The organism is Micromonospora sp. NBC_00821, assembly GCF_036347035.1.
Classification (GTDB): Bacteria; Actinomycetota; Actinomycetes; order Mycobacteriales; family Micromonosporaceae; genus Micromonospora; species Micromonospora hortensis.
In genome coordinates, this window is the sequence record NZ_CP108880.1 from 6349087 (window position 1) to 6373878 (window position 24792).

The following is a 24792-nucleotide window of genomic DNA, read 5'->3' on the forward strand; positions in this document are numbered from 1 at the left end:
TGGTTAGGACGTCTCGGCGAGCGTCACGGTCTCCGTCTTCTCGACACCGTTGCGCTTGAACTGGACCTCGACCCGGTCGCCGACCTTGCCGGCCTGCACCGCGCCGACCAGGTCGTCCGAGTCGTTGACGGGCTTGTCGCCGAACCGGGTGACGACGTCGCCGCGCTGGAGGCCAGCCTTCTCCGCCGGGCTGCCCGGGGTGACCGACGCGACGAGGGCGCCGCCGCCCTCGGCCTGGTTGACGCCGACTCCGAGCGACGGGTGGCTGACCTTCTCGCCACGCTGGAGCTTGCCCGCGACGTCCTTGGCCTTGTTGCTGGGGATGGCGAACCCGACACCGATGTTGCCGGTGCTCTGCCCGGAGGTCGCGATGGCGGTGTTGACGCCGATCACCTCGCCCCGGGTGTTGACCAGCGCGCCACCGGAGTTGCCGGGGTTGATCGGGGCGTCCGTCTGGAGCAGGCCGGAGATCGAGCTGACCGGCTGGCCCTGCTGCTGGGTCGGGTCCTGCGGCTGACCCTCACCGGCCCGGATGGTGCGGTCCCGGGCGCTGAGGATGCCCGAGGTCACCGAACCCTGCAGACCGAGCGGGCTGCCCAAAGCGAGCACCTGGTCGCCGACCTGCATGGCGTCGCTGTCGCCGAACTTGGCCGGCTTGAGGTCGCTCACCCCGTTGGCCTTCACCACTGCCAGGTCGGTCTTCGGGTCGGTGCCGATGATCTTCGCGTCGGCGGTCTTGCCGTCGGCGAAGACCACCCGCACGGCGTCGCCGGCGGCGGACGCGACAACGTGGTTGTTCGTCAGCACGTACCCGTCGGCGCTGAGCACCACCCCGGAGCCCTCACCGCTGCCGGTGGTGATCGAGACGACGCTGTCCTGCACCGAGGCGGCGATCTTCGGCAGGTCGGCACCATTGATCACGGGAGCTGCGGAGTAGGTGCGGGTGATGCCGCCACCGTCGCCGTCGAGGGCGAGCGCGAGCGCCCCACCGGCAACACCGGAACCGAGCATCAGGGCGAACACCGCGACACCGGCACCGGCGAACTTGGCGATCCGGCCCGGCCGGGGGCCGCTGCCGGGCGGCGCGACCTGCGGGCCCCACGGCGGGACCGGCTGGCCCGGGTGGTGCGGGTGCTGTCCGGGGTGCTGGGCGTGCTGCCCGGGGTGCTGCTGGTGCTGGGCGTACGGCATGCCCGGCTGGCCCCCGCCGGCCCAGCCGGACTGTTGACCCGGGTACCACTGGGCACCTGGGTAGTGGCCGGCGGCCGGCTGCGGGTAGCCGGGCTGGCCGGGCGCCGGGTGACCGGAGACCGGGTACGGCGGCGCGGACGCGGCGGCGGCCGGGCGCTCGTAGCCGGTCGACGGCTCGTACCCGGTCGGCTGAGCGGCGGCCGGCTGGCCGGCGGGCGCGGCGGAACCGGGGTACCCGACCGGCGCGGCGGCCGGGGTGACGGCGGTGGCCTCCGCGTCACCGGTGGTGGAGGCGACCGTCGGGTCGCCGCCGGTCGAGACGACCGGTACGGGAGTGGTCGGGGAGTCGGACTGCGCGCGCTCGTCTCGCGGCAGCTCGGCGGTGGGGTGCGACGGCTCGGCGTCGGTGGGGGCCGGCCGGCGCTGCGGGTCGGACTCGAACTCGGTCATGGGACTACCTTCTCCCTCCGCACTGCAATCAACCTGGAACCGTCCTGGAAGTTGGCTGAAAGTCACTCGCCCGCTCCGTCGACCTGTGGCAGCAGCGGCAGCCGAACCCGGAAGGTGGCACCGCCGCCGGGCGTCTCGGCCACCTCGACCGAGCCGTGGTGGGCGGCGACCAGCGCCGCCACGATGGCCAGGCCGAGGCCGGTGCCGGTGTTGCCGTCGGCCCGCCGGGTACGGGCCGCGTCGGCCCGGTAGAACCGTTCGAAGACCCGTTCCGCCTGCTCGGCCGAGAGGCCGGGACCGGTGTCGACCACCTCCACGACGGCGAAGTCACCCGGTTCGGCGCGAAGCCGTACCCGGACTTCTGCCTCCGGTGGGGTGTGGGTGAGCGCGTTGGTGACCAGGTTGCCGATCACCTGCCGCAGCCGGGCGTCGTCGGCGGAGACGACGAGCGGGCCGGATTCGGGCGCGATCTCCAGCTCGATCCGCCGGTCCGGCGCCATCGCCCGCGCCGCCTGCACCGCGTCGGAGGCGAGCACCGGCAGCTCCACCGGGGTCAGCGAGAGCGGCCGTTCCATGTCCAACCGGGCGAGCAGCAGCAGATCCTCCACCAGCAGCCCCATCCGGGCCGCCTCGTCCTCGATCCGGCGCAGCAGGCCGGCGGTCTGCTCCGGCGCACTTGCCGCACCCTGCCGGTACAGCTCGGCGAAGCCACGAATGGTGGTGAGCGGCGTCCGAAGCTCGTGCGAGGCGTCGGCGACGAACTGCCGCATCCGCTCCTCGGAGCGGATGGCCCGCGCCTCGGACGCCTGAGCGGCGGCGGCGGCGTCCCGGGCGGCGCTCTCCGCCCACCGGGCCGAGGTTTCCGACGCGGCTCGGGCGGTGAACGCCGCCTCGATCTGGGTGAGCATCGCGTTCAGCGCGCGGGAGAGCCGGCCCAGCTCCGAGGTCGGCTCGGCCTGGCCCTCCTCCGGGTCGGGCACCCGGCGGGTCAGGTCACCGCCGGCGATCGCCGCGGCGGTCTGTTCGATCTCGACGAGGGGCTTGAGGCTGGTCCGGACGATCGCCGCGCCGACCGAGGCCAGCATGATCAGCACTGCGCCACCGACCAGGAGGTCTATCCAGACGAGCTGCTTCACCGCCCGGTCCACCTCGGTCAGCGGCTGACCCACTGCCAGCACTGACCCGTCCGGTTGAGCCGCGTAGTAGACCCGCCACCGGGTGAGGCGATCGTGTGAGACGACAGTGCGCGGTTCGCCCTCCGCCGCCTCGAAGTCCTTACGGCTGGCGGGGAACGTGGGTAGCTGCGCGGGGTCGAAGTTGCGCTTGTCGTACAGGGGGTCGTACACCCGCCGCTCGTCGGCCACGATCACGACGTAGTCGCTGGGCAGCAACGCGCCGACCTCACCGCTGCGCAGCTTCAGAAGCACCTGGCCGAGGCCCTGGGCTGTCGACCGGACCTGCCCGTCGACCTGGCCCTCCAGGTAGTTGCGAAGGAAGTACGCGGTCAGCGAGCTGATCACCAGAAGCGCGACGGCGACCAGCGCGAGCACCGAGGTGACCAGCTTCACCCGCAGCGGAACGCTGCGCACCCGTCCCTTCGCCTGCTGGACCGCGTTCACGCCGCCGGCTTGCGCAGGACGTACCCGACGCCGCGAAGAGTGTGGATCAGCCGGGGTTGGGTGGTGTCGACCTTGCGCCGCAGGTACGAGATGTAGGACTCGACGATGTTGTCGTCGCCACGGAAGTCGTAGTTCCAGACGTGGTCGAGGATCTGCGCCTTGGACAGCACCCGGTTGGCGTTGAGCATCAGGTACCGCAGCAGCTTGAACTCGGTCGGCGAGAGCTGCACCCGCTGGCCGGCCCGGTGCACCTCGTGGGTCTCCTCGTCCAACTCCAGGTCGGCGAAGGTGAGCCGGGACGGGGCCTGCTCGCCGGTAGTGGTGCGGCGCAGCACGGCGCGGATCCGGGCGGTCAACTCCTCCAGGCTGAACGGCTTCGTGACGTAGTCGTCGCCGCCCAGGGTCAGCCCACGGATCTTGTCGTCGGTGGCGTCCCGGGCGGTCAGGAACACCACCGGGGTACGCGTGCCGCCCTCGCGGAGCATCCGGATGACCTCGAAGCCGTCCAGGTCGGGGAGCATCACGTCGAGCACCACCAGGTCGGGCCGGTGGTCCTTGGCGGCGTTCAGCGCCGCGCTCCCACTTGTCGCGGTGGCCACGTCGAAGCCCGCGAACCGCAGGCTCGCGGAGAGCAGTTCGAGGATGTTGGGGTCGTCCTCGACGACGAGCAGTCGCGCCTCGGTCTGGGTAGCGGGCATGCGCCCATCATCGGTGACATCACTGCGCCAGCGCTGGACGCTTCCTGCAAAAAGGCTGTGAGTCGACGGCCGGTCGGCGACGTCGGTCAGCGCAGCAGGCGACGCAGCCCGTCGAGGGCGCCGTCGAGCAGCCGGATCGCTGTGCGAAGTTGGGTGTCGCTGAACTGTCGGGCGCGGATCAGCCGGCCCACCTCGGCGGTGAACGCGGCCAGCCGCTGGTCCAGCTCGTCGAGGAGCTCGGCCTGCGGCCCGGCTGTCGACGCCGGCCGGGGCGGCGGTGCGGGCGCCTCCCACCGGGCCCGCCGGGTCTGCCGGGTGGCCTCGCTCAGCTCCCGCTTGAGGTCGCGTACCGATCCGCGTACCTCGCTGCGGATCTCGCCGGCCAGGCTGGAGAGGTCCGCCACGGAGGCCGCGATGTCCGTCTCCAGCGCGGTCAACTCGCCGGCCCGCTGGCGCAGCTCCGCACGGCCGGCGTCGGTGATGTCGTACGTCTTGCGGCCACCGGCCGCGGTGTGGCTGACCAGACCCTCGACCTCCAGCCGTTGCAGCCGGGGGTAGATGGTGCCGGCGCTGGGCGCGTACAGCCCGAGGAAGCGGTCCTCCAGCAGGCGGATCAGCTCGTAACCGTGCTTCGGGCCGTCGTCGAGGAGCTTGAGCAGGTAGAGCCGGAGCCGCCCGTGGCTGAACACGGCGGTCACGGCAGCTCCTCTGCATCGTCGTCGACGGCTCGGGCGAGCAGGGCGATGCTCCCCGAGGTCGCGGAAGCCCAGAGCTTACCGTCGCCGGCGCCGAGCACCCCTTCGCTGCTGGGCAGTGGGAACGTCGAGGTGCGCAGCTGCGGAAAGCCGCTGGTGATCCGGCCGGAGGCGGTGTTCAGCTGGACGGCGAGGTCGCTGTCCGCACGGACCCGGACGGTGATGCTGCCCGAGATGGTGGTCAACCGGATCTCGCTGCGCCGGGGGTTGTCCAAATCACAGGTGATCTGACCTGAGACGGTCTGCGCCCGCACCCGGTCGGCGGCGCTGTCGGCGAGGATCACCTCCCCGGAGACCGTCTCCACTGTGAGGTCACCGCGGACGCCGAGTGCCTCCACCGGCCCCGAGGTGAGCTTCGCGGAGGTGCTGCCGCGCAGCCCCATCAGGGTGATCTGGCCGGCGACGACGTTGGCGGTGGTCTGCCGGCGCAGGCCGGAGGCGACCAGCGAGCCCGCGACGAGGCCCAGGTCGGCGAGGACGTCGGCGGGCACGGCGATGGAGACGTCCACCCGGGGATAGCGGTGGATCATCCGGAACCAGCGCAGGACGTCCGACCAGCCCCGACCGCGCTCCTGGCGGATGCTGAGCCGACCGTCGGTGTGGTCGATCAGGACCGGCCGACGGCCGACCTGGGTCACGTCGATCCGGGTCGGCCCGTCGGTGGCGACCACGTTGAGCCGCCCACTGATCAGTCGAACGTCCAGGCGGACGACCGGAGCGTCCAGTGTGAGCCGTCGTGGGCTCTCGACAGTCCATCCGGCCATGGCGTCCCCCTCTCGACGACGCGCGGGAGGCACGCCGAACAGGAGGAGACTGTAACGCGATACATCGCGACATCACAAGACAGGTCGCGAGTTGGTCGCCGGCTCGGCTCGGCGTGCTCCCCTCAGGCCGCCAGGTCCAGCTCCCGATCGGCAAGCGGAGCCGGCGCGGAAACGGCTGGGGTCACCGTCGGCACCGGCCGCAGACGGGCCCGCGCCACCGCACCCGCCGTCGGCACCAGGTGTACTGCCGACTCGGCGGCCCGGGCCAGCAACCGCCGGTCGGCGTCACGGGCCGGGTGCAGCGCGGCGGCGATCGTCACCGAGACCACCAGATCCCGCGCCGCGACCACCCGTGCCACCGAACGCAGCAGGGTGTCCGCACCGAGGAAGGCGGCGGCCGTCGTGGTCGACCCGGTGGCCGCACAGCTATAGGTGAGCCGCAGCGGGACCACCGGGCTGCCCGTGTCGATGGCCGCCTGGAACGTCGCGGGCCGGAACCCACCCCCCGGGCGGCAGTCGGTGGAACCGATCCCGGCACACGACGTCGTACCCTCCGGGAAGACCGCCACCGACCGCCCGGCGCGCAGCGCCTCGGCGACCCGGGCGACGGTCCTCGGCAGCGCCAGAGGTCGGGCGCGGTCCACGAAGACAGTGCCCGCCGCCGCTGCCAGCAGACCGACCACCGGCCAGGAGCGGATCTCCCGTTTCGCCACCATCCGGGTGGGCGCGACCGCCAGCACCGCGAGGATGTCCAGCCAGGAGACATGGTTCGCGACCAGCAGCGCGCGTCGCCGGGGCAACCGACCCCGGACCACGAGACGGACGCCGAAGGCGCGCGCGGTCGCCCGCGCCCAGCCGCTGAGCAGCGCCCGCCGTTCCCGAGTGGGGAGCACTGGCAGCAGCGCCACCACCGGGATCCCTGCCAGCAGCATGCCGAGCGCGGCGACCAGCCGGAGCACCCGGCGGGCCACCGGCACCGTGGGCACCTCGCCGGCCGCTGGCAGACAGTCGTCGCCGCAGCCCGAGGAGGGCCGCCACAGGTCGCGCGGCACGGCGCTCACCGCTGCTCACCGCCGAGGAAGTGCCGCAGGTAGCGCGGGTTCATCCGGTCCAGGGAGAAGAGGACGTAGAAGTCCGCGCACCCGAAGTCGCTGTCGTACGACGGCTCACCGCAGATCCACGCACCGAGCCGGAGATAGCCGCGCAGCAGCGGCGGAACCGCCACCCGCCCGGCCGGGGCTGCGGCGACCGGGCCGGCGGCAGCCGCCTCGGTGAACCAGGGCCGCAACGGACGGACCCGCAGCGGCGGCGGCGACAGGTGCCGGGCCCGGGCCTGGGTCCACACCTCGGCGACCGTCCGCCCGCGGTCAGCCACCGGCACCGAGGCGCAGCCGCCGAGCCAGCGGGAGCCGCGCAGGTGCAGGTACCGGATGATGCCGGCCCACATCAGGTTGATCACCGCGCCGGAGCGGTGGTCCGGGTGCACGCAGGACCGACCCGCCTCGACCAGGTCGTCGCGGAGCGGGTCGAGCGGGCTCAGGTCGAACTCGTCCTCGGCGTAGCGCCGGGTCGTACGCCCCGGCGGCAGCAGCCGGTACGTGCCGACCACCTCGCCGGTGCTGTCCTCGCGGACGATCAGGTGATCGCAGTACGCGTCGAAGGGGTCCACGTCCAATCCGGCCCCGCCGGGAAGGAGGGTGGCGCCGAGCTCGGTGGCGAACACCTCGTGGCGCAGGCGTTGCGCGGCCGCGACCTGGGTGGGGTCGTCGGCGATCAGCAGGGTGTATCCGCTGGTCTTCAGGGGTGCGCCAGCGGCATGCAGAACGGCCATGGGATCTGTGTAGGTGCCCGGGTTGCCATCCACGGGGACCACTGGTGTCGATCGGATGAACGCCGGCAGGCGAGACCGCTAGCGACGCCCGGCGCAGACCGTGCGAGGCTGCCGGACCAGGCCGGCGACGGCGCCGACACGCACCACCGGAGGTCGACGATGCGCATCGAAACCCGCTACAACGGGCCCGCCGGTTCCGGCAACGGCGGCTGGAGCGCGGGGATCTTCGCCGCCGAGGCGGACGGCAGCGGGCCGGTCGAGGTGACCCTGCGCCGGCCACCACCGCTGGACACCGAGCTGATCCTCGTCGACGGCGAGGTCCGGGACCCGGCCGGCGAGCTGGTGGCCGAGGTGCGCCCGGCCGGGGTGATCGATGCCGTCGTACCCCCTGTCGACCTGGAGACGGCGGTGGCCGCCGCGGCCCGCTACCCCGGCCTGGTCGAGCATCCGTTTCCCAGCTGTTACGTCTGCGGGCCGCAGCGGGCGGACGGGCTGCGGATCTTCCCCGGTCGCCTGCCCAATGGCCGGACCGCCGCGCCGTTCCGCGCGCCCGCACAGGTCAGCGTTGCCACGGTCTGGGCCGCGCTGGACTGTCCCGGTGGTTGGGCGGTGCTCGCGCCGGGCCGCCCGTACCTGCTGGGCCGGATCGCCGCCGAGGTCGCGGCGCTGCCCGGGCCGGGCGACGAGTGCGTGGTGACCGGGGCGTTGCGCCGCGTCGATGGACGCAAGGCGCTGGTGCACACCAGCCTGTACGGCCCGGACGGGTCGCTGCTCGGCGCGGCGCGGGCAACCTGGATCGCCCGCTGAACCCGGGCCGTCGTCCGCAGGGATGAGTCGCGTCCGCCCCGCGACGGAGGCAAACGTAGCGACCGCGCCTGATTGACCTTGTTGCCACGGGCCGTCACGCTGTGCCACGGCGTACCTCGACGCCACACACGGGAGGAGAACGATGACTGACGGGCAGCGAAGCCCCACCAGCGACGGTCAGATCGTGGTGTCCGGTCTGACGAAGCAGTACAAGAACGTCCGGGCGGTGAACAACCTGTCCTTCACAGTGGCGCCGGGACGGGTGACCGGCTTCCTCGGCCCGAACGGCGCAGGCAAGACCACCACGCTGCGCATGCTGCTGAATCTGGTCACGCCGACCGCCGGCACGGCCACCATCAGCGGCCAGCGCTACGCCGACCTCGCCACCCCGCTGCGGCAGGTCGGCGCGGTGCTGGAGGCCTCCAGCGCGCACAAGGGCCGCACCGGCATCAACCACCTCCGGGTCATCTGCGCGGCGGCCGGGCTGCCCAAGCAGCGGGCCGACGAGGCGTTGGCCCTGGTCGGGCTGACCCCGGCGGCGAAGCGCAAGTTCAAGGGTTACTCGCTGGGCATGAAGCAGCGGCTCGGCATCGCCGCCGCGATGCTCGGTGACCCCCGCGTGCTGATCCTCGACGAGCCGGCCAACGGGCTGGACCCGGAGGGCATCCGGTGGATGCGTGGGTTCCTCAAGAACCTCGCCCACGAGGGTCGTACGGTGCTGGTCTCCAGCCACCTGCTGTCGGAGATGCAGCTCCTCGCCGACGACGTGGTGATCATCGCGGCCGGGCAGTTGGTCCGGCAGGGGCCTGTCGACCAGGTGCTCGGGTCGATGGCCCAGGGCGCCCGGGTCCGGGTCCGCACCCCGCAGGCCGAGGCGTTGACCGCCGCCCTCAAGGCGCAGTCGGCGACCATCGAGACCGACGAGCAGGGTGTGCTGCTGGTCGGCGGGGTGGACGCCCCGACGATCGGCCGATCCGCCCTCGCGGCCGGGGTCGAGCTGCACGAACTGACCACCGAACGGCCCGATCTGGAACGGGTCTTCCTGGAGCTGACGGCCGGAAAGGCGGGCATCCGATGAACCTGGTCCGATCCGAGCTACTCAAGATCCGTACCACCAGCACCTGGTGGTGGCTGGCCCTCGGCGCGTTCCTCTCGATCGCCCTGGCGTTCGCGATCAACGCGTGGTTGGCCGTCACGACGCTCGGCGGCGACGCCGAGGACGTCGGCGTCAGCGCCGAGCAGGCGACCGCGCCGGCGCAGGCGGCGAACCTCTATACCTCGGGCCAGTACCTCGGGCTGATGTTCGTGATGCTCATCGGCATCCTGATGGTCACCAACGAGTTCTTCCACCAGACCGCGACCACGACGTTCCTGACGACTCCCCGGCGTACGTCGGTCATCGTCAGCAAGCTCGTCGCCGCCAGCCTGCTCGGCTTCATGTTCTGGCTGGCGACCACGCTCATCGACCTGGCCGCCGGCGCGATCTTCCTGTCCGCGAACGACTACGGCACTCAGCTCGGCGAGTGGCCGGTGCAGCGGGCGCTGTTGTTCAACCTGCTGGCCTACGCCATCTGGACGATCCTCGGGGTGGGCATCGGCACGCTGATCACCAACCAGCTCGGTGCGGTGATCACGGCGGCGGTGCTCTACCTGATCGGCACCCAGGTGGTGGGTCTGCTGTTCCTGCTCCTGTCGAACGTGCTCGACAGCCAGGCGGTGCTCAAGTGGCAGGTCATCTGGCCCGCTGTGGCATCCCAGGTCATGATCACGGAGGGCACCTCGGAGTTCACACCGTCCTGGTGGGTCGGGGCCCTGGTGCTGATCGGCTACGCGCTGGTCAGCGGAATCGCCGGTGTCCTGCTCACCCGGCGGCGCGACATCGCCTGATGGCGTCTGCGACCCCGGAGCGGCAGTGACAGGCTGGCCGCTCCGGGGTCGGGCGTCACCCTCGGCGACCGGCCGTACGCGGGCCGGGTGTTACCAGTTCGACACGGTGCGCGCAGGCGTTGCTGAACTTCTGGCATCTTCTGTGAAACCGGCCACGGGACCGAGGCGGAAATGCCTGCGGGATCGGTACGGCGTAGCCTGGGAGCCGTCTAGTCCGTGCTCCTAATCGGGCGCGACGGACCCACCGCGTGCCACACAAACCCGCGTGAAAGAGGCGATTACCGGCCGTGTCGACCCAGCAGACTTCGCAGGAGAACCCACTGGCGGGTTTCGGCCCGAATGAGTGGATCGTCGAGGAGATGTACCAGCGCTACCTCGCCGACCCATCGAGCGTCGATTCGGCCTGGCACGACTTCTTCGCCGACTACCGACCGGCACCGGGAGCGGGCACCCCGCGCGGCGCCGAATCGTCGGACAAGCCGGCCGCCGCCCCGGAGCCGGACGGTCAGCCGGAGGCAGCCGCCACCGTCGCCCAACCGAGCGCCCCGGCCACGCCGGCGACCGCTAGCAAGCCGGCCGCCGCCCAGGCGGCGCCGGCCAAGCCCGCCGCTCCGGCCACGAAGGCCGCGCCGGTGAAGACCACCGCACCGGAGAAGACCGCTGCGCCCAAGCCGGCCGCCAAGGCCGCCGCGCCGAGCGCCGACGGCCCGCAGACCACACCGTTGCGGGGCGTCGCGGCGAAGATCGTCCAGAACATGGACGCCTCGCTGAGCGTGCCCACCGCGACCAGCGTGCGCGCAGTCCCGGCCAAGCTGCTGGTGGACAACCGCATCGTGATCAACAACCACCTCGCCCGTGGGCGCGGCGGCAAGGTCAGCTTCACCCACCTGGTCGGCTACGCGATGGTTCGCGCGCTGGTCCAGCACCCCGAGATGAACAACTCCTTCGCCGAGGCCAACGGCAAGCCGGCGGTGCTCCGCCCGGCACACGTCAACCTCGGCATCGCGATCGACCTCGCCAAGCCGGACGGCAGCCGCAACCTGGTGGTCCCCTCCATCAAGGGTTGCGAGCAGATGGACTTCCGGCAGTTCTGGCAGGCGTACGAGGACGTGGTCCGACGGGCGCGGCGCAACGAGCTGACCATGGAGGACTACTCCGGCACCACGATCTCGCTGACCAACCCGGGCGGCATCGGCACCGTGCACTCGATGCCGCGGCTCATGCAGGGGCAGAGCGCGATCATCGGCGTCGGCGCGATGGAGTACCCGGCCCCCTACCAGGGGATGTCCGAGGCGACCCTGGCCGAGCTGGCGGTCAGCAAGATCATCACGCTGACCAGCACGTACGACCACCGGATCATCCAGGGCGCGCAGTCCGGCGAGTTCCTCAAGGTGATGCACGAGCTGATCCTGGGCGAGCACGGTTTCTACGACCAGATCTTCACCGCGCTGCGCATCCCGTACGAGCCGGTGCGCTGGATGCGCGATGTCGCTGTCAACTCCGAGGGTCAGATCAACAAGACCGCCCGGGTGCACGAGCTGATCCACGCGTACCGGGTGCGCGGTCACCTGATGGCCGACACCGACCCGCTGGAATTCAAGATCCGCAAGCACCCCGACCTGGACGTCCTCCAGCACGGGCTGACCCTGTGGGACCTGGACCGCGAGTTCCCGGTCAACGGCTTCGCCGGCCGGCAGCGGATGAAGCTCCGCGAGATCCTCGGCGTGCTGCGCGACTCGTACTGCCGCCGGGTCGGCATCGAGTACATGCACATCCAGGACCCGGAGGAGCGGCGCTGGGTCCAGGAACGGATCGAGCGCAAGTACGAGAAGCCGTCCGCCGACGAGCAGAAGCACGTGCTCAACCGGCTCAACGCCGCCGAGGCGTTCGAGACCTTCCTCCAGACCAAGTACGTCGGCCAGAAGCGCTTCTCGCTGGAGGGCGGCGAGTCGCTGATCCCGCTGCTCGGTGAGGTGCTGGAGTCCTCCGCCGAGAACGGGCTGGACGAGGTCGTCATCGGCATGGCCCACCGGGGTCGGCTCAACGTGCTGGCCAACATCGTCGGCAAGCCGTACGAGAAGATCTTCTCGGAGTTCGAGGGTCACCTGGACCCACGCTCGACGCAGGGCTCCGGCGACGTGAAGTACCACCTGGGCCAGAACGGCAAGTTCACCACCCCCGACGGCGAGCACGCGGTCAAGGTGTCGGTGGTGGCCAACCCGTCGCACCTGGAGGCCGTCGACCCGGTGCTGGAGGGCATCGTCCGGGCCAAGCAGGACCGGATCGACCTCAAGCTGGAGGGTTACACGGTGCTGCCGCTGGCGGTGCACGGTGACGCCGCCTTCGCCGGGCAGGGTGTGGTCGCCGAGACGCTCAACCTGTCCCAGCTGCGCGGCTACCGCACCGGCGGCACGGTGCACGTGGTGGTGAACAACCAGGTCGGCTTCACCACCGCCCCGGAGTACAGCCGGTCCAGCCTCTACAGCACCGACGTGGCCCGGATGATCCAGGCGCCGATCTTCCACGTCAACGGCGACGACCCGGAGGCAGTGGTCCGGGTGGCCCGGCTGGCCTTCGAGTACCGGCAGACGTTCAACAAGGACGTCGTGATCGACATGGTCTGCTACCGCCGGCGCGGGCACAACGAGGGCGACGACCCGTCGATGTCCAACCCCCAGATGTACAAGATCATTGACTCGAAGCGCTCGGTCCGCAAGCTCTACACCGAGGAGCTGATCGGTCGCGGTGACATCACCGTGGAGGACGCGGAGGAGCTGCTGCGCGACTACCAGGCGCAGTTGGAGAAGGTCTTCAAGGCCACCCGGGACGCCGCCTCGGCACCGCGCCAGCTCAACCGGCCGCGCCGCGAGGAGGAGCCGGAGCCGCAGGTCGACACCGCCACCGACGCGTCAGTGGTCAAGGCCATCGGCGAGGCGCACGTCAACCTGCCGGAAGGCTTCACCCCGCACAAGCGGATCCAGCAGCTGCTGGACCGGCGGGCCAAGATGTCCGTCGAGGGCAACATCGACTGGGGCTTCGGCGAGATCATCGCGCTCGGGGCGCTGCTGCACGACGGGGTCACCGTCCGGCTCGCCGGGCAGGACTCTCGTCGCGGCACGTTCGTCCAGCGACACGCCTCGGTGGTCGACTCCCGCACCGGCGACGACTACCTGCCGCTGAAGTCGCTCACCGGCGACGGCGACCGCTCCCGGTTCTTCGTGCACGACTCGCTGCTCAGCGAGTACGCGGCGATGGGCTTCGAGTACGGCTACTCGGTGGAGAACATCAACGCCCTCGTCGCCTGGGAGGCCCAGTTCGGCGACTTCGTCAACGGCGCCCAGTCGGTGATCGACGAGTTCATCTCGTCCGGTGAGGTGAAGTGGGGCCAGCGCTCCGCCATCACCCTGCTGCTGCCGCACGGCCACGAGGGTCAGGGCCCGGACCACACCTCCGGCCGGCCGGAGCGGTTCCTGCAGATGTGCGCCGAGGACAACATGCGGGTGTCCATCCCGACGACCCCGGCGAACTACTTCCACCTGCTGCGCCGCCAGGCCCTGTCGCCCAAGCGCAAGCCGCTGGTGGTGTTCACGCCGAAGTCGCTGCTGCGGCACAAGCTCTGCGTCTCGTCGGTGGAGGACTTCACCACCGGCACCTTCCAGACGGTGCTGCGCGACACGGCCGCTCCGGCGCCGGAGTCGGTGAAGCGGGTGCTGCTCTGCTCCGGCAAGGTCTACTACGACCTGTTCCAGGCCCGGCAGGAGCGCGGCGTCACCGACACCGCGATCCTCCGGCTGGAGCAGCTGTACCCGCTGCCGGTGGAGGAGATCCGGGCCGCCCTCGCGCAGTTCCCGAACGCGGAGGACTTCGCCTGGGTGCAGGAGGAGCCGGCCAACCAGGGTGGCTGGTCGTTCGTCGCGCTCAACCTGCTGGAGCACCTCACTGACGTTCGGCTGCGGCGGATCTCCCGCCCGGCCGCGGCCGCCCCGGCGGTCGGCTCGGCCAAGACCCACGAGGTCGAGCAGAACGCGCTGATCGAGGCGGCTCTCCCCCGCCCGTGACCTGACCTGAGCACGGAAGCCGGGGCAGGGCCGTTTCACCACGGTCCTGCCCCGCTCTGTCGGTCCACCCGCCATCTCATCCGCCCGGCCCGAGCCGGGCCGAGCACGAGGACGTACCCATGTACTTCACCGACCGTGGCATCGAGGAGCTGGTCGAGCGCCGGGGCGAAGAGCAGGTCACGCTGGAGTGGCTAGGCGAGCGCCTGCGCGACTTCGTCGACCTCAACCCGGACTTCGAAACCCCCATCGAGCGCCTGGCAACCTACCTGGCCCGCCTAGACGACCCCGACGACGAAGACGCCTAACCCCTAACCCCGTTCCGCACCCGGTGATCAAGAAGTTTCGGTCACGATGGGGGCCGGAGCTGACGCAAACTTCTTGATCAACGGGCAGGGGGTGGGAACGTGGCTCGGAGTGTTTACCTCACCAGCGTGGGGTCCGGCGGGGGCAAGTCGACGATTGCCCTCGGGTTGGCGGAGTTGCTGTCCCGCCAGGTCGGGCGGATCGGCGTGTTCCGGCCGTTGGTGGCCGACACCGGCCAGGACCCGATCCTCGCCCTGCTGAGCGAGCGGTACCGGGTCGAGGTGCCGCTGTCCGAACTGGCCGGGGCGAGCTACGCCGAGGCTTCGGCGCTGGTCGCCGACGGCCGCCGGGAGCAGCTCATCTCCGCCATCGTCGAGCGCTACCGGGCGGTGGAGCGGCAGTGCCCGGCGGTGGTGGTGGTGGGCAGTGACTTCGACGAGCCGGGCGACCCGGCCCACCCCCGGGAACTGGCCTTCAACGCCCGGCTGGCCACCGAGTTCGGCAGCGTGGTGGTGCCCGTCGTGGACGGCTTCGGGCAGGAGCCGGCGGCTGTCGCGTCGGCGATGCGGGGGGCGTACCACGATTTGGCCGACCTCGGCGCAACGGTGCTCGCGGTGATCGCCAACCGGGTGACCGCGCCGATGACGCTGCCCGACCTGCCGGTCCCCGCGTACGCCATCCCGGAGGTGCCGAGCGTGTCCGCGCCGACGGTGGCCGAGGTGGCGGCGGCGCTCGACGCCACCCTGCTGGCCGGAGACGACGCCGCGCTCGGTCGCGACGTGCTGGACTTCGTGGTCGGCGCGGCGCACGTGCCGACAGTGCTGGGCCACCTCACCGAGGGCGCCCTGGTGATCACCCCCGGGGACCGGGCCGACCTGCTCGTCGCCGCGAGCGCCGCGCACGTGGCCGGGCAGGTGTCGGTGGCCGGGCTGGTGCTCACCCTCGGCGAGCAGCCCGACCCCAGGGTCATGCGGCTGGTGGAGGGGCTCAACACCGGGTTGGCGGTGCTCTCCGTGCGTCTCGACAGCTACGACACGGTGGCCGCGTCCAGTCGCATCGAGGGCCGGCCCAGCGCGACAAATCCCCGCAAGGTGGAGGCCGCGCTCGGCGCGTTCGAGCGCTGTGTGGACACCGACGACCTGGCCCGTCGGCTGCGGTTCAGCCGGTCGGCGCGGGTCACCCCACTGATGTTCGAGAACGAGCTGATCGACCGTGCCCGCTCGAAGCCCCGGCACCTGGTGTTGCCGGAGGGCACCGACGAGCGGATCCTGCGCGCGGCGGAGATCCTGCTACGGCGTGGAGTGGCCGAACTGACGGTGCTCGGCCGGCCGGACGACATCTCCCGACGCACCCGGGAGCTGGGCATCGACCTCGGCGACGCGCAGGTGGTCGACCCGGGCGCCAGCGAGTGGCGCGACGACTTCGCCGCCGAGTACGCCCGGCTGCGCGCCCACCGGGGCGTCACCACCGAGTTGGCGCACGACATCGTGGCGCAGCCCAACTACTTCGGCACGTTGATGGTGGCCACCGGCCGCGCCGACGGCATGGTCTCCGGCGCCACGCACACCACCGCAGCTACCATCCGGCCGGCGTTCGAGATCATCCGTACGCTGCCGGACGTCTCGGTGGCCTCCAGCGTCTTCTTCATGCTGCTCGCCGACCGGGTGCTGGTCTACGGCGACTGCGCTGTCAACCGCGACCCGGACGCGGCCCAGCTCGCCGACATCGCGATCTCGTCGGCCGACACCGCCGCCCGGTTCGGCATCGAACCCCGGGTGGCCATGCTGTCGTACTCGACCGGCAGCTCCGGCGCGGGCGCCGACGTGGAGAAGGTCGCCGCGGCCACCGCGCTGGTCCGGGAGCGCCGGCCCGACCTGCTGGTCGAGGGGCCCATCCAGTACGACGCGGCGATCGACCCGGCGGTGGCGGCCACGAAGCTGCCCGACAGCCCCGTGGCGGGGCACGCCACCGTCTTCATCTTCCCGGACCTGAACACCGGCAACAACACGTACAAGGCGGTGCAGCGCTCGGCCGGGGCGGTCGCCGTCGGCCCGGTGATGCAGGGCCTGCGGCGGCCGGTGAACGACCTGTCGCGGGGTGCCACGGTGCCGGACATCGTCAACACCGTGGCGATCACCGCCATCCAGGCGGCCACCGAGGAGGCGTCGTGAGTCGGGTACTGGTGCTCAACTGCGGGTCGTCGTCGGTGAAGTGGCGCCGCTACGACGGTGACCGGGCACTCGACCACGGCACCGTCGAGCGGATCGGTGAGCCCGGCGGCGGCCCGGTGGACCACGCCGAGGCGGTCCGGCAGATCCTGGACGGGCTGGACCTGGCGGGGCTGGCGGCGGTCGGACACCGGGTGGTGCACGGCGGCCGGACGTTCAGCGCGCCGGTACTCGTCGACGACGCCGTGCTGGCCGCGATCAAGAATCTGGTGCCGCTCGCCCCACTGCACAACCCGGCCAACCTGGCCGGCATCGAGGTGGCCCGCGAGGCGCTGCCGGACGTCCCGCAGGTCGCCGTCTTCGACACCGCGTTCCACCACACCCTGCCGGAGGCCGCCGCGACGTACGCGATCGACCGGGACACCGCCGAGCGGTACGACATCCGCCGGTACGGCTTCCACGGCACCTCGCACGCGTACGTGTCCCGGCGCACCGCCGAACTGCTGGGCCGCCCGTACGAGCAGATCAACACGATCACCCTGCACCTGGGTAACGGGGCCAGCGCCTGCGCGGTGGCGAACGGTCGCAGCGTCGCCACCTCGATGGGCATGTCCCCGTTGCAGGGGCTGGTGATGGGGACCCGCAGCGGCGACGTGGACCCGACCATGATCTTCCACCTGCGCCGCGAGGGTGGGCTGTCGGTGGACGACATCGACGACCTGCTCAACCACCGCAGCGGCCTGCTCGGGCTGACCGGCGCCAACGACATGCGCGAGGTGCTCGAACGCCGGGCGGCCGGTGACCGGGCGGCGGCGTTGGCCTTCGACGTGTACTGCCGGCGCATCACCGAGTACGTCGGGGCGTACTACGCGCTGCTCGGTCGGGTCGACGCGATCGCCTTCACCGCCGGGGTCGGCGAGCACGCCGCGCCGGTGCGGACCACCGCGCTGGCCGGCCTGGGCCGGCTCGGCATCACAGTGGACGACGCCCGCAACGACGGCGAGGGCGACCGGTTGATCTCGCCCGACAACGCCGAGGTGAGCGTCTGCGTCATCCGCACCGACGAGGAGCGGGAAATCGCCCGGCAGACCCGGGACGTGGTCGGGGCGGCCTGACGCCACTGAGGCGCGCACCCCCGGGGAACCCGAGGGTGCGCGCGATTCGGTGAAGCCCGTCCGGTGCCGGCGCCAGCCACGCGACTCGATCAGCGAGACGCCAGCCAGACGTCTCGATCAGCCGGTCGCCAGCCAGGCGACGAGTGCCACCAGCACCACGACGACCACTGCCGCACCGATGATGAGCGGCAGGCGGGACGGAGCCTCCGTCGGCGCAGCGGTCTCCGGCGTCTGGTTGAAGGCGCGGAACGCCTCGGTGTTGCCGCTGGGGTCCGTGTAGTTCTCAGGCATGTCGGTGACCCTAGCGAAGCCGGCCAGGCGGCACCGTCCCCGGCCCGCGGCGTCCCAGGGGTGGACCCGGCCGGCGGAGGGGACCGACCGGGTGGCGCGTGCACCCGAGCCGGACGGCGGGGCCGCCACGCCCGCCCGGGCACCTACCGTGGAACGATGGGGGCGGGCCGGCTGATGGCCGTACTGGTGACAGCGCTGCTGGCCGGTTGTGCGCCGGCCACCGCCGTGGCCGGCGGGGCCACCGGGCCGGTGTCGGCGCGTCGGGCGCCCGAGGTGTCGTACGCCGTCGGCGTGCGTACGTTCACCCTCGATCCGCGCTCGACGCGCCCCCTGCCGGTGACGATCTGGTACCCGGCGTCGACCGATCAGGTGGCGGCCGGACGGTTCCCGGTGGTGGTCTACAGCCACGGGCTGGGCAGCCTGCCCGAGCTGCACGCCGGCCTGACCACCCGCTGGGCGGCGGCTGGCTTCGTGGTGGCCGCACCCGCGTACCCGCACACCCGACAGGGTGCCGCGCACTTCACCCGGGCCGACGTACGCCACCAGCCGGCCGACGCCTGGCGACTGATCCGGCATCTGGGCGACCTCGACCGGAGCCCTGTCGATCCCCTCGCCGGGCACCTCGACCTGACCTCGGTCGCCGCCGCCGGGCACTCGGCGGGCGGCTTCACCACCTCGGGCATGTTCAGCGAGGGTCACTCGGCTCGGCTACGCGCCGGGATCGTGATCGCTGGCGGTGGGCTGCCGGGCAGCTTCGCCGGGCCGGCCGCGCCAGTGCTCTTCGTGCACGGCACGGCCGACCCGGTGGTGCCGGTGACTGTCGGCCGGGCCGCGTACGCCCGCACCCCCGGGCCGGCCGGGTTCCTCAGCCTGCTCGGCCAGGACCACGGCGCCTACCTCACGCCGGGTCACCCCGGCTTCGCCCCGGTGCTCGCCACCACCACCGACTTCCTGCGCTGGACCCTCTACGGCGACCGGGCCGCCGGTGCCCGCCTCCCCGCCGACGCCCACTCCCCCACCCTGACCCGTTACGAGTCCCGCCCGGCCCACTGACCCGACCGACACAGGTGGCGCCCCAGATCGGGTTCAAGCAGATGCACCCGGTCTGGATGCCGGAACGACGCGCCCCCGACCGGATCGACGAGATCGTTGCGCTGGAACGAACCGGTACAACCCCAACGCCGCCTTCCCTCCGCGCGCGCTGACCGACGCCGCATGTCGGCGACGCCCGCTCGCCGAACGTGCTACGGCCTGATACCGACCGCGCAGCGCTGGGTGAGTCGACGGGCACACCGCGTCGAAGTCCACCAGGCACGTCGGCGGGGCGAGGCACAATCGGATTCATGCCACGTCGCGTCACCCCCGCCCTGCTGGCCAGCGCCGTGCTCATGGCCGGTCTGGTCGGCTGCTCAGCGGACGCCAGGAAGACCGAGGGTCAGCAGGCGCCCGTCGAGCCACCGCCCGCCGCCACGCCGACACCGCAGGTCCCCGCCGGCGAGGCCCCGCAGCGCGCCTTCGCGGTCGGCGTACGCCAGCTCAAGCTGAACCGGGACGGCCGCGCGCTGCCGACGACGCTCTGGTACCCGGCGGCCGGGCAGTCTGGCGGCGCGGCCAAGCGGTCGGCGACGGCGGCTGAGGGCCGGTTCCCGGTGGTGATGTTCAGTCACGGCCTGGGTGGGCGACCGGACGACTACGCGACGCTGCTGACCCGCTGGGCGGCGGCGGGTTTCGTGGTGGCCGCGCCGACATTCCCGCACACCTCGCGGGGCGCTGACAACAACGTCCTCGACGTGCTCAACCAACCCGCCGACGTGTCGTACGCGTTGGACCAGGTGCTGGCGTTGGACGGCAAGGCCGGCGACGCGTTGCGCGGCCGGCTGGACGGCGAGCGGGTGGCCGCGGCCGGGCACTCCGCGGGAGGGGTGACCACCATCGGCCTGTTCACCGCGAGCCGGGACGAGCGGCTGGACGCGGGTGTGGTGTTCGCGGGCACGGCGCTCGGCGTGGGCACCGCGTTCGCGGGCGCGGCAGCGCCACAGCTGTTCGTGCACGGCGAGTTGGACGAGGTGGTCGAGTACGCGGCGGGCAAGGCCGCGTACGACAAGGTGCCCTGGCCGAAGGCGATGCTGAGCCTGCCCAAGGGCGACCACGGGCGGGCGCTGCTCGGCGACGGCGCGACGCTGCGGGTCGTCTCGGACACGTCGGTCGAGTTCCTGCGTTGGTCGCTCTACGGCGACGCCGACGCCAAGAAGCGCATCTCCACCGACGCGACGCGCGGCGACATCGCCACCTTCGACGACCACCTCTGACGGCCGCTCCGGCACTCGACCGCCACAAGATCGTGCAGTAACCAGGAAATAGTGGCCTCCCACGACGCGGAGGCCACTATTTCCGTGATATTGCGCGATCTTGCGGCGGGCCAGGCCAGGCCGGGCGGGGCCAGGCCGGGCGGCGCGGCGACGCCGCGCGCGGTGCGCGTCAGGCCGTGTGGTCGATGACGACCTTGCCGAAGGCGTCGCCGGAGTGCAGTCGGGCGAAGGCGTCCTCGACCCGGCTGAACGGGATGACGCTGTCCACCACCGGGCGCACCTCGTTGTCGGAGCAGAACGCCAGCAGCTCGTACAGCTCGCCGGGCGTGCCCATCGAGGTGCCCAGGATCTCCAGCTGCATGGCGAACACCCGGCGCAGGTTGACCGACGGCTCGTGCCCGGCCGTCGCGCCGGAGACCACGATCCGGGCCATCGGCGCGGCCGACTTCAGCGAGTGGTCGAAGGTGGCCGCACCGACCGTCTCGATCACCACGTCCACCCGCTCCGGCAGCCGGGCACCGGGTTCCACGGCGATGGCGCCGAGGGCCGAGATCCGGTCCCGCTTGACGGCGTCGCGGCTGGTGGCGTACACCCGCTTGCCCATCGCGACGGCGAGCGCGACGGCCGCTGTGGCCACGCCGCCGCCCGCGCCCTGGACCAGCACGCTGTCGGCGTCCGCGACGCGGCCCTTGGTGGTCAACATCCGCCATGCGGTCAGCCAGGCCGTGGGGAGGCACGCCGCGTCGGTCGCCGCCATGCCGTCGGGCAGCGGGATCAGATTCGACCGGGGTACGGCCACCCGCTCGGCGAGCGTCCCGGCAAAGTGCTCGGAGAGGATGGAAACCCCGCGCGGGTCACCTGGCGTGACGACCACCGGGTACACGACCACCGGGCGTCCCTCCGGGTCCAGCCCGACAGCGTCACAGCCGAGGATCATCGGCAGCTGGGCCTTGGTGAGACCCACCCCGCGCAGCGACCAGAGGTCGTGGTGGTTGAGCGAGGTGGCCCGCAACTGCACGGTCACCCAGTCGTCAGCCGGAGGGGTCGGCTCGGGCCGCTCGCCGACGGTGAGCGCGGCGAGCGGATCGGCGTCGTCGAAACGGGAGGCAAAGGCAGCACGCATGATCGGCACGGTAACAAGCTGAGCGCTCGTTAAGAAGCCTGCGCGCAGGCCGGCGGCGCATGCTGCGCCGGAGCGCCCCCGGCCCACGCGTGCGCACAGGCCGGCGGCGCATGCTGCGCCGGAGCGCCCCCGGCCAACGCGTGCGCACAGGCCGGCGGCGCATGCTGCGCCGGAGCGCCCCGGCCAACGAGTGCGCACAGGCCGGCGGCGTCGGAACGCCCCGGCCCACGCGTGCGCTCAGCGGCGGGCGACGCCGTCGCGGCGGGCGGCCTCGGCGACCGCCTCGGCCACGGCCGGCGCGACGCGCGGGTCGAGCGGAGACGGAACGATCGCGTCGGCGGTCAGGGACTCCGCCACCACACCGGCGATGGCGTCCGCGGCGGCGACCTTCATCGCCTCGGTGATCCGGGTGGCGCCGGCATCCAGCGCGCCGCGGAACACACCGGGGAAGGCCAGCACGTTGTTGATCTGGTTCGGGTAGTCGCTGCGCCCGGTGGCGACCACAGCGACGTGCCGGGCGGCCACCTCGGGGTGCACCTCGGGGGTCGGGTTCGCCAGCGCGAACACGATCCCGCCCGGCGCCATCCCGGCCACCGCGGCCTCGGGGATCTGCCCGCCGGAGACCCCGACCAGCACGTCCGCGTCGCGCAACGCCTCGGTGATGTCGCCGTGGCGGCCGTCGGCGTTGGTGCTCGCCGCCAACTCGGCCTTGGTGCCGGTCAGTTCGGTGCGGTGCCGGCCGATGATTCCCTTGGAGTCACAGACCACCACCTGGTCGGGGTTGACGCCCCCGGCGATCAGCATCTTCGTCACGGCCACGCCGGCCGCGCCCGCGCCGCTCACCGCCACCCGCAGGTCACCGAGCTTGCGGTCGAGCAGCGTCGCGGCGTTGCGCAGCGCGGCCAGCACCACGATGGCGGTGCCGTGCTGGTCGTCGTGGAAGACCGGGATGTCCAGCGCCTCGTCGAGCCGACGCTCGATCTCGAAGCATCGCGGCGCGCTGATGTCCTCCAGGTTGATCCCACCGAAGGACGGTGCCAGCGCCCGCACCACGGCGACGATCTCGTCCACGTCCTGGGTGTCCAGGCACACCGGCACGGCGTCCACCCCGGCGAACTGCTTGAACAGCACCGCCTTGCCCTCCATCACCGGGAGCGCGGCCCGGGGACCGATGTTGCCCAGCCCGAGCACCGCCGAGCCGTCGGTGACCACCGCGACCGTGTGCGACACCCAGGTGTAGTCGTCCACCAGGGCGGGGTCGGCGGCGATCGCCTCACACACCCGGGCCACCCCCGGGGTGTACGCCAGGGAAAGGTCCTCCCGGCTGGTGAGCGGCACTGTCGAGGTGACGGCCATCTTGCCGCCCCGGTGCAGGAGGAAGACGGGATCAGCGGGGTCCACGGTGGACGACGACATGGTGGTGACTCCAGGATCTGTCGAGCAGATGTGAGGCGGCCTGCCTCGCCGCGAGGTGGGCGGCGAGCGGTGGCACGCGGTGCGGGGGGTCACCCGGGCACTTTCCGAGCATAGTGTCGGCACCACCCCTCGGATGTGAGCAGGGTCATAACTGACGGCGAGGTACCCGTCCGGGGCGTGGCCAGTAGCGGGCCACCACCCGCCCTCGTACGTCGGCCACCCCGTACGCCCGGGAGTCATCGGTGATCAGGTCGTTGTCGCCACGCAGCCACCAGCCGCCGTCCTGCGGCCGGACCGCACGCTTCACCACCAGCAGATCGGGCCGGGTCCGGAAGACAGCGACCACCACGTCGCCGGCGCGGATCGGGCGGCCACCGGGACGAACCAGAACCGCGTCGCCGTGCCGCAGGGTCGGGGCCATGGACGGGCCGGTCACCAGAACGGCGGTCAGCGGCCCGCGCAACCGGGGCACCTCAGCCGGGTGATCGGCGGCCACTGGTTTCACCTCCACCCCGTTCGGGGAGCATTCCCAGGAGTAATGTCGCCTTTGATCATCGCAAACTTCCCATGGAGGATCCCGATGCGACTTCCGCGCATCCTTGCGCCCCGCGTCACCGCGAGCGCTCACTGCGACCTGCCGTGCGGTGTCTACGACCCGGCTCAGGCCCGGATCGAGGCCGAATCGGTCAAAATGATCTGCGAGAAGTACCAGGCGAACACCGACCCGGAGTTCCGCACCCGCGCCGTCATCATCAAGGAGCAGCGCGCCGAGCTGGTCAAGCACCACCTCTGGGTGCTGTGGACCGACTACTTCAAGCCGCCGCACTTCGAGAAGTACCCGAACCTGCACAGCCTGTTCAACGAGGCCACCAAGCTCGCCGGCGCCGGTGGCGTCAAGGGCAGCCTCGACCCGGCCACCGCCGACAAGCTGCTCGCGAAGATCGACGAGATCTCGAAGATCTTCTGGGAGACCAAGAAGGCGTGACCTCCCCGGTCATCCCAACGATCCGGCCGGCACGTCCCGAGGACGTGCCGGCCGTCGTCGCCATGGTGCACGAGTTGGCCGAGTACGAGCGTGCCGCGGAGCAGTGCCACCTCACCACCGAGCAACTGACCTCGGCGCTCTTCGCGACTGCTCCAGGTCGCGGCGTGGCGTCAGACGCGCCGAGCTGGAGCGGTCGTACGACCGCTCCGGCGCTCTTCGGTCACGTCGCGGTGGACGCGCACGACGAGCCGGTCGGCTTCGCGCTGTGGTTCCTCAACTTCTCCACCTGGGCCGGCGTGCACGGCATCCACCTGGAGGACCTCTACGTCCGGCCGGCCGCCCGGGGCACCGGAGCCGGTCGACTGCTGCTCGCCGCGCTGGCCGACATCTGCGTACGACGCGGCTACCAGCGGCTGGAGTGGTGGATGATCGACTGGAATCCGGCGGCCGGCTTCTACGCCTCGATCGGCGCCGAACAGATGAGCGAGTGGGTTCCCTACCGACTCAGCGGCGCCGCGCTCCGCGAGCTGGCCGAGCACGCCACCACCGCCGGCACGCGTACGGGCGACTGACCGGGTAGAGTCCCCGACCGGGGGGATGAGGCGTGACTCAACTGACTGGCCAGCCAGCGACCGACGACGACGTGGTGCACCTCACGGTGCCTGCCGACGGCGGTTACCTCGGCGTGCTCCGCACCGCCACCGCCGGTCTCGCGGCCCGGTTGCAGTTCGCGCTCGACGAGATCGAGGATCTACGGATCGCTGTCGACGAGGCGTGCGCCATGCTGCTCGCCATCGCCACCCGCGACGCCGAGTTGGAGTGCCGCTTCGCGGTCACCGAGGACGCGCTGACCGTCGAGGTGACGGTGCCGACCGTGCGCGGTGCCACCCTGCCCGGCGAGTCATCGTTCGCCTGGAAGGTGCTCACCGCGCTGACCACCTCGGCGTCCGCCACCTCCGCCGACGATCGGGCCACGATCGCGCTGCTCACCCGCCGCTCCGGCGGCTACTAACCGGTCCGAC

The 24792-nt window shown here is 71.8% G+C and carries 23 protein-coding genes; 12 read left to right on the forward strand and 11 right to left on the reverse strand.

Features of this window, described 5'->3' with window-relative positions; translation table 11 throughout:
• Positions 1 to 3: 3 nt before the first annotated feature.
• The 7 genes from OHB44_RS29100 to OHB44_RS29130 all read right to left on the reverse strand — a co-directional run bounded on the left by OHB44_RS29100 (position 4) and on the right by OHB44_RS29130 (position 7308).
• On the reverse strand, positions 4 to 1641 hold the full coding sequence (locus OHB44_RS29100) for a trypsin-like peptidase domain-containing protein (RefSeq protein WP_330438900.1): 1638 nt from the start codon (positions 1639 to 1641) through the stop codon (positions 4 to 6).
• 62 nt (positions 1642 to 1703) lie between these two features.
• Entirely contained in the window at positions 1704 to 3260 is a 1557-nt protein-coding gene (locus OHB44_RS29105) for a sensor histidine kinase (RefSeq protein WP_238687410.1), read from the reverse strand.
• Positions 3257 to 3958, reverse strand: a complete 702-nt coding sequence (locus OHB44_RS29110; RefSeq protein ID WP_030336721.1) for a response regulator transcription factor — start codon at positions 3956 to 3958, stop codon at positions 3257 to 3259. Before OHB44_RS29110 ends, OHB44_RS29105 begins: the two co-directional genes overlap by 4 nt.
• Before the next feature lie 86 nt (positions 3959 to 4044).
• Positions 4045 to 4656: a PadR family transcriptional regulator gene (locus OHB44_RS29115; RefSeq protein WP_330438901.1), complete on the reverse strand. Its 612-nt coding sequence runs from the start codon at positions 4654 to 4656 to the stop codon at positions 4045 to 4047.
• Positions 4653 to 5477 (reverse strand): DUF4097 family beta strand repeat-containing protein, encoded by an 825-nt coding sequence (locus OHB44_RS29120; protein WP_330438902.1) that lies wholly within the window; start codon positions 5475 to 5477, stop codon positions 4653 to 4655. The genes OHB44_RS29115 and OHB44_RS29120 overlap by 4 nt, the downstream gene beginning before the upstream one ends.
• 122 nt (positions 5478 to 5599) lie before the next feature.
• A complete protein-coding gene (locus OHB44_RS29125; RefSeq protein ID WP_330438903.1) occupies positions 5600 to 6538 on the reverse strand; it encodes a lysophospholipid acyltransferase family protein in 939 nt (312 codons plus the stop codon).
• Positions 6535 to 7308, reverse strand: a complete 774-nt coding sequence (locus OHB44_RS29130; RefSeq protein ID WP_330438904.1) for a GNAT family N-acetyltransferase — start codon at positions 7306 to 7308, stop codon at positions 6535 to 6537. Before OHB44_RS29130 ends, OHB44_RS29125 begins: the two co-directional genes overlap by 4 nt.
• Before the next feature lie 159 nt (positions 7309 to 7467).
• Between OHB44_RS29130 and OHB44_RS29135 the strand changes: the two genes are divergently transcribed.
• From OHB44_RS29135 to OHB44_RS29165, 7 genes are all read left to right on the forward strand, one after another.
• Positions 7468 to 8115: a hypothetical protein gene (locus OHB44_RS29135; protein WP_330438905.1), complete on the forward strand. Its 648-nt coding sequence runs from the start codon at positions 7468 to 7470 to the stop codon at positions 8113 to 8115.
• Positions 8116 to 8257: 142 nt separating this feature from the next.
• On the forward strand, positions 8258 to 9193 hold the full coding sequence (locus tag OHB44_RS29140) for an ABC transporter ATP-binding protein (RefSeq protein ID WP_091406038.1): 936 nt from the start codon (positions 8258 to 8260) through the stop codon (positions 9191 to 9193).
• Entirely contained in the window at positions 9190 to 10002 is an 813-nt protein-coding gene (locus OHB44_RS29145; RefSeq protein WP_330438906.1) for an ABC transporter permease, read from the forward strand. Before OHB44_RS29140 ends, OHB44_RS29145 begins: the two co-directional genes overlap by 4 nt.
• Positions 10003 to 10289: 287 nt before the next feature.
• Positions 10290 to 14060, forward strand: a complete 3771-nt coding sequence (locus tag OHB44_RS29150; RefSeq protein WP_266304511.1) for a multifunctional oxoglutarate decarboxylase/oxoglutarate dehydrogenase thiamine pyrophosphate-binding subunit/dihydrolipoyllysine-residue succinyltransferase subunit — start codon at positions 10290 to 10292, stop codon at positions 14058 to 14060.
• Between the two features lie 119 nt (positions 14061 to 14179).
• Positions 14180 to 14365: a DUF6104 family protein gene (locus OHB44_RS29155; RefSeq protein WP_030490374.1), complete on the forward strand. Its 186-nt coding sequence runs from the start codon at positions 14180 to 14182 to the stop codon at positions 14363 to 14365.
• Positions 14366 to 14464: 99 nt separating this feature from the next.
• A complete protein-coding gene (gene pta / locus OHB44_RS29160; RefSeq protein WP_330438907.1) occupies positions 14465 to 16534 on the forward strand; it encodes a phosphate acetyltransferase in 2070 nt (689 codons plus the stop codon).
• On the forward strand, positions 16531 to 17646 hold the full coding sequence (locus OHB44_RS29165; RefSeq protein ID WP_330438908.1) for an acetate/propionate family kinase: 1116 nt from the start codon (positions 16531 to 16533) through the stop codon (positions 17644 to 17646). Before pta ends, OHB44_RS29165 begins: the two co-directional genes overlap by 4 nt.
• A 117-nt stretch (positions 17647 to 17763) precedes the next feature.
• Here the strand turns inward: OHB44_RS29165 and OHB44_RS29170 are convergent, their stop codons facing one another.
• Positions 17764 to 17937, reverse strand: a complete 174-nt coding sequence (locus tag OHB44_RS29170) for a hypothetical protein (protein ID WP_167362491.1) — start codon at positions 17935 to 17937, stop codon at positions 17764 to 17766.
• Between the two features lie 156 nt (positions 17938 to 18093).
• Here OHB44_RS29170 and OHB44_RS29175 point away from each other — a divergent pair, with 156 nt between their 5' ends.
• Positions 18094 to 18990, forward strand: coding sequence for an alpha/beta hydrolase family protein (locus OHB44_RS29175; RefSeq protein ID WP_330438909.1), 897 nt, complete (start codon positions 18094 to 18096; stop codon positions 18988 to 18990).
• Positions 18991 to 19280: 290 nt separating this feature from the next.
• Entirely contained in the window at positions 19281 to 20246 is a 966-nt protein-coding gene (locus OHB44_RS29180) for an alpha/beta hydrolase family protein (RefSeq protein WP_330438910.1), read from the forward strand.
• A gap of 169 nt (positions 20247 to 20415) precedes the next feature.
• Here OHB44_RS29180 and OHB44_RS29185 read toward each other — a convergent pair whose 3' ends face one another.
• The 3 genes from OHB44_RS29185 to OHB44_RS29195 form a co-directional block, all read right to left on the reverse strand.
• Positions 20416 to 21378 (reverse strand): zinc-binding dehydrogenase, encoded by a 963-nt coding sequence (locus OHB44_RS29185; protein ID WP_266304508.1) that lies wholly within the window; start codon positions 21376 to 21378, stop codon positions 20416 to 20418.
• Between the two features lie 228 nt (positions 21379 to 21606).
• Positions 21607 to 22785, reverse strand: coding sequence for an NAD(P)-dependent malic enzyme (locus OHB44_RS29190; RefSeq protein ID WP_238687425.1), 1179 nt, complete (start codon positions 22783 to 22785; stop codon positions 21607 to 21609).
• A 145-nt stretch (positions 22786 to 22930) separates the two neighbouring features.
• Positions 22931 to 23281: a S24/S26 family peptidase gene (locus OHB44_RS29195; protein ID WP_238687480.1), complete on the reverse strand. Its 351-nt coding sequence runs from the start codon at positions 23279 to 23281 to the stop codon at positions 22931 to 22933.
• An 84-nt stretch (positions 23282 to 23365) separates the two neighbouring features.
• Between OHB44_RS29195 and sodN the strand changes: the two genes are divergently transcribed.
• Genes sodN through OHB44_RS29210 form a run of 3 tightly spaced genes read left to right on the forward strand, consistent with a single transcriptional unit; the run spans position 23366 to position 24782 of the window.
• A complete protein-coding gene (gene sodN / locus OHB44_RS29200; protein ID WP_088987805.1) occupies positions 23366 to 23770 on the forward strand; it encodes a superoxide dismutase, Ni in 405 nt (134 codons plus the stop codon).
• A complete protein-coding gene (locus OHB44_RS29205) occupies positions 23767 to 24342 on the forward strand; it encodes a GNAT family N-acetyltransferase (protein ID WP_238687426.1) in 576 nt (191 codons plus the stop codon). Before sodN ends, OHB44_RS29205 begins: the two co-directional genes overlap by 4 nt.
• 32 nt (positions 24343 to 24374) lie before the next feature.
• A complete protein-coding gene (locus tag OHB44_RS29210) occupies positions 24375 to 24782 on the forward strand; it encodes an ATP-binding protein (RefSeq protein WP_210784602.1) in 408 nt (135 codons plus the stop codon).
• Positions 24783 to 24792: the final 10 nt, after the last annotated feature.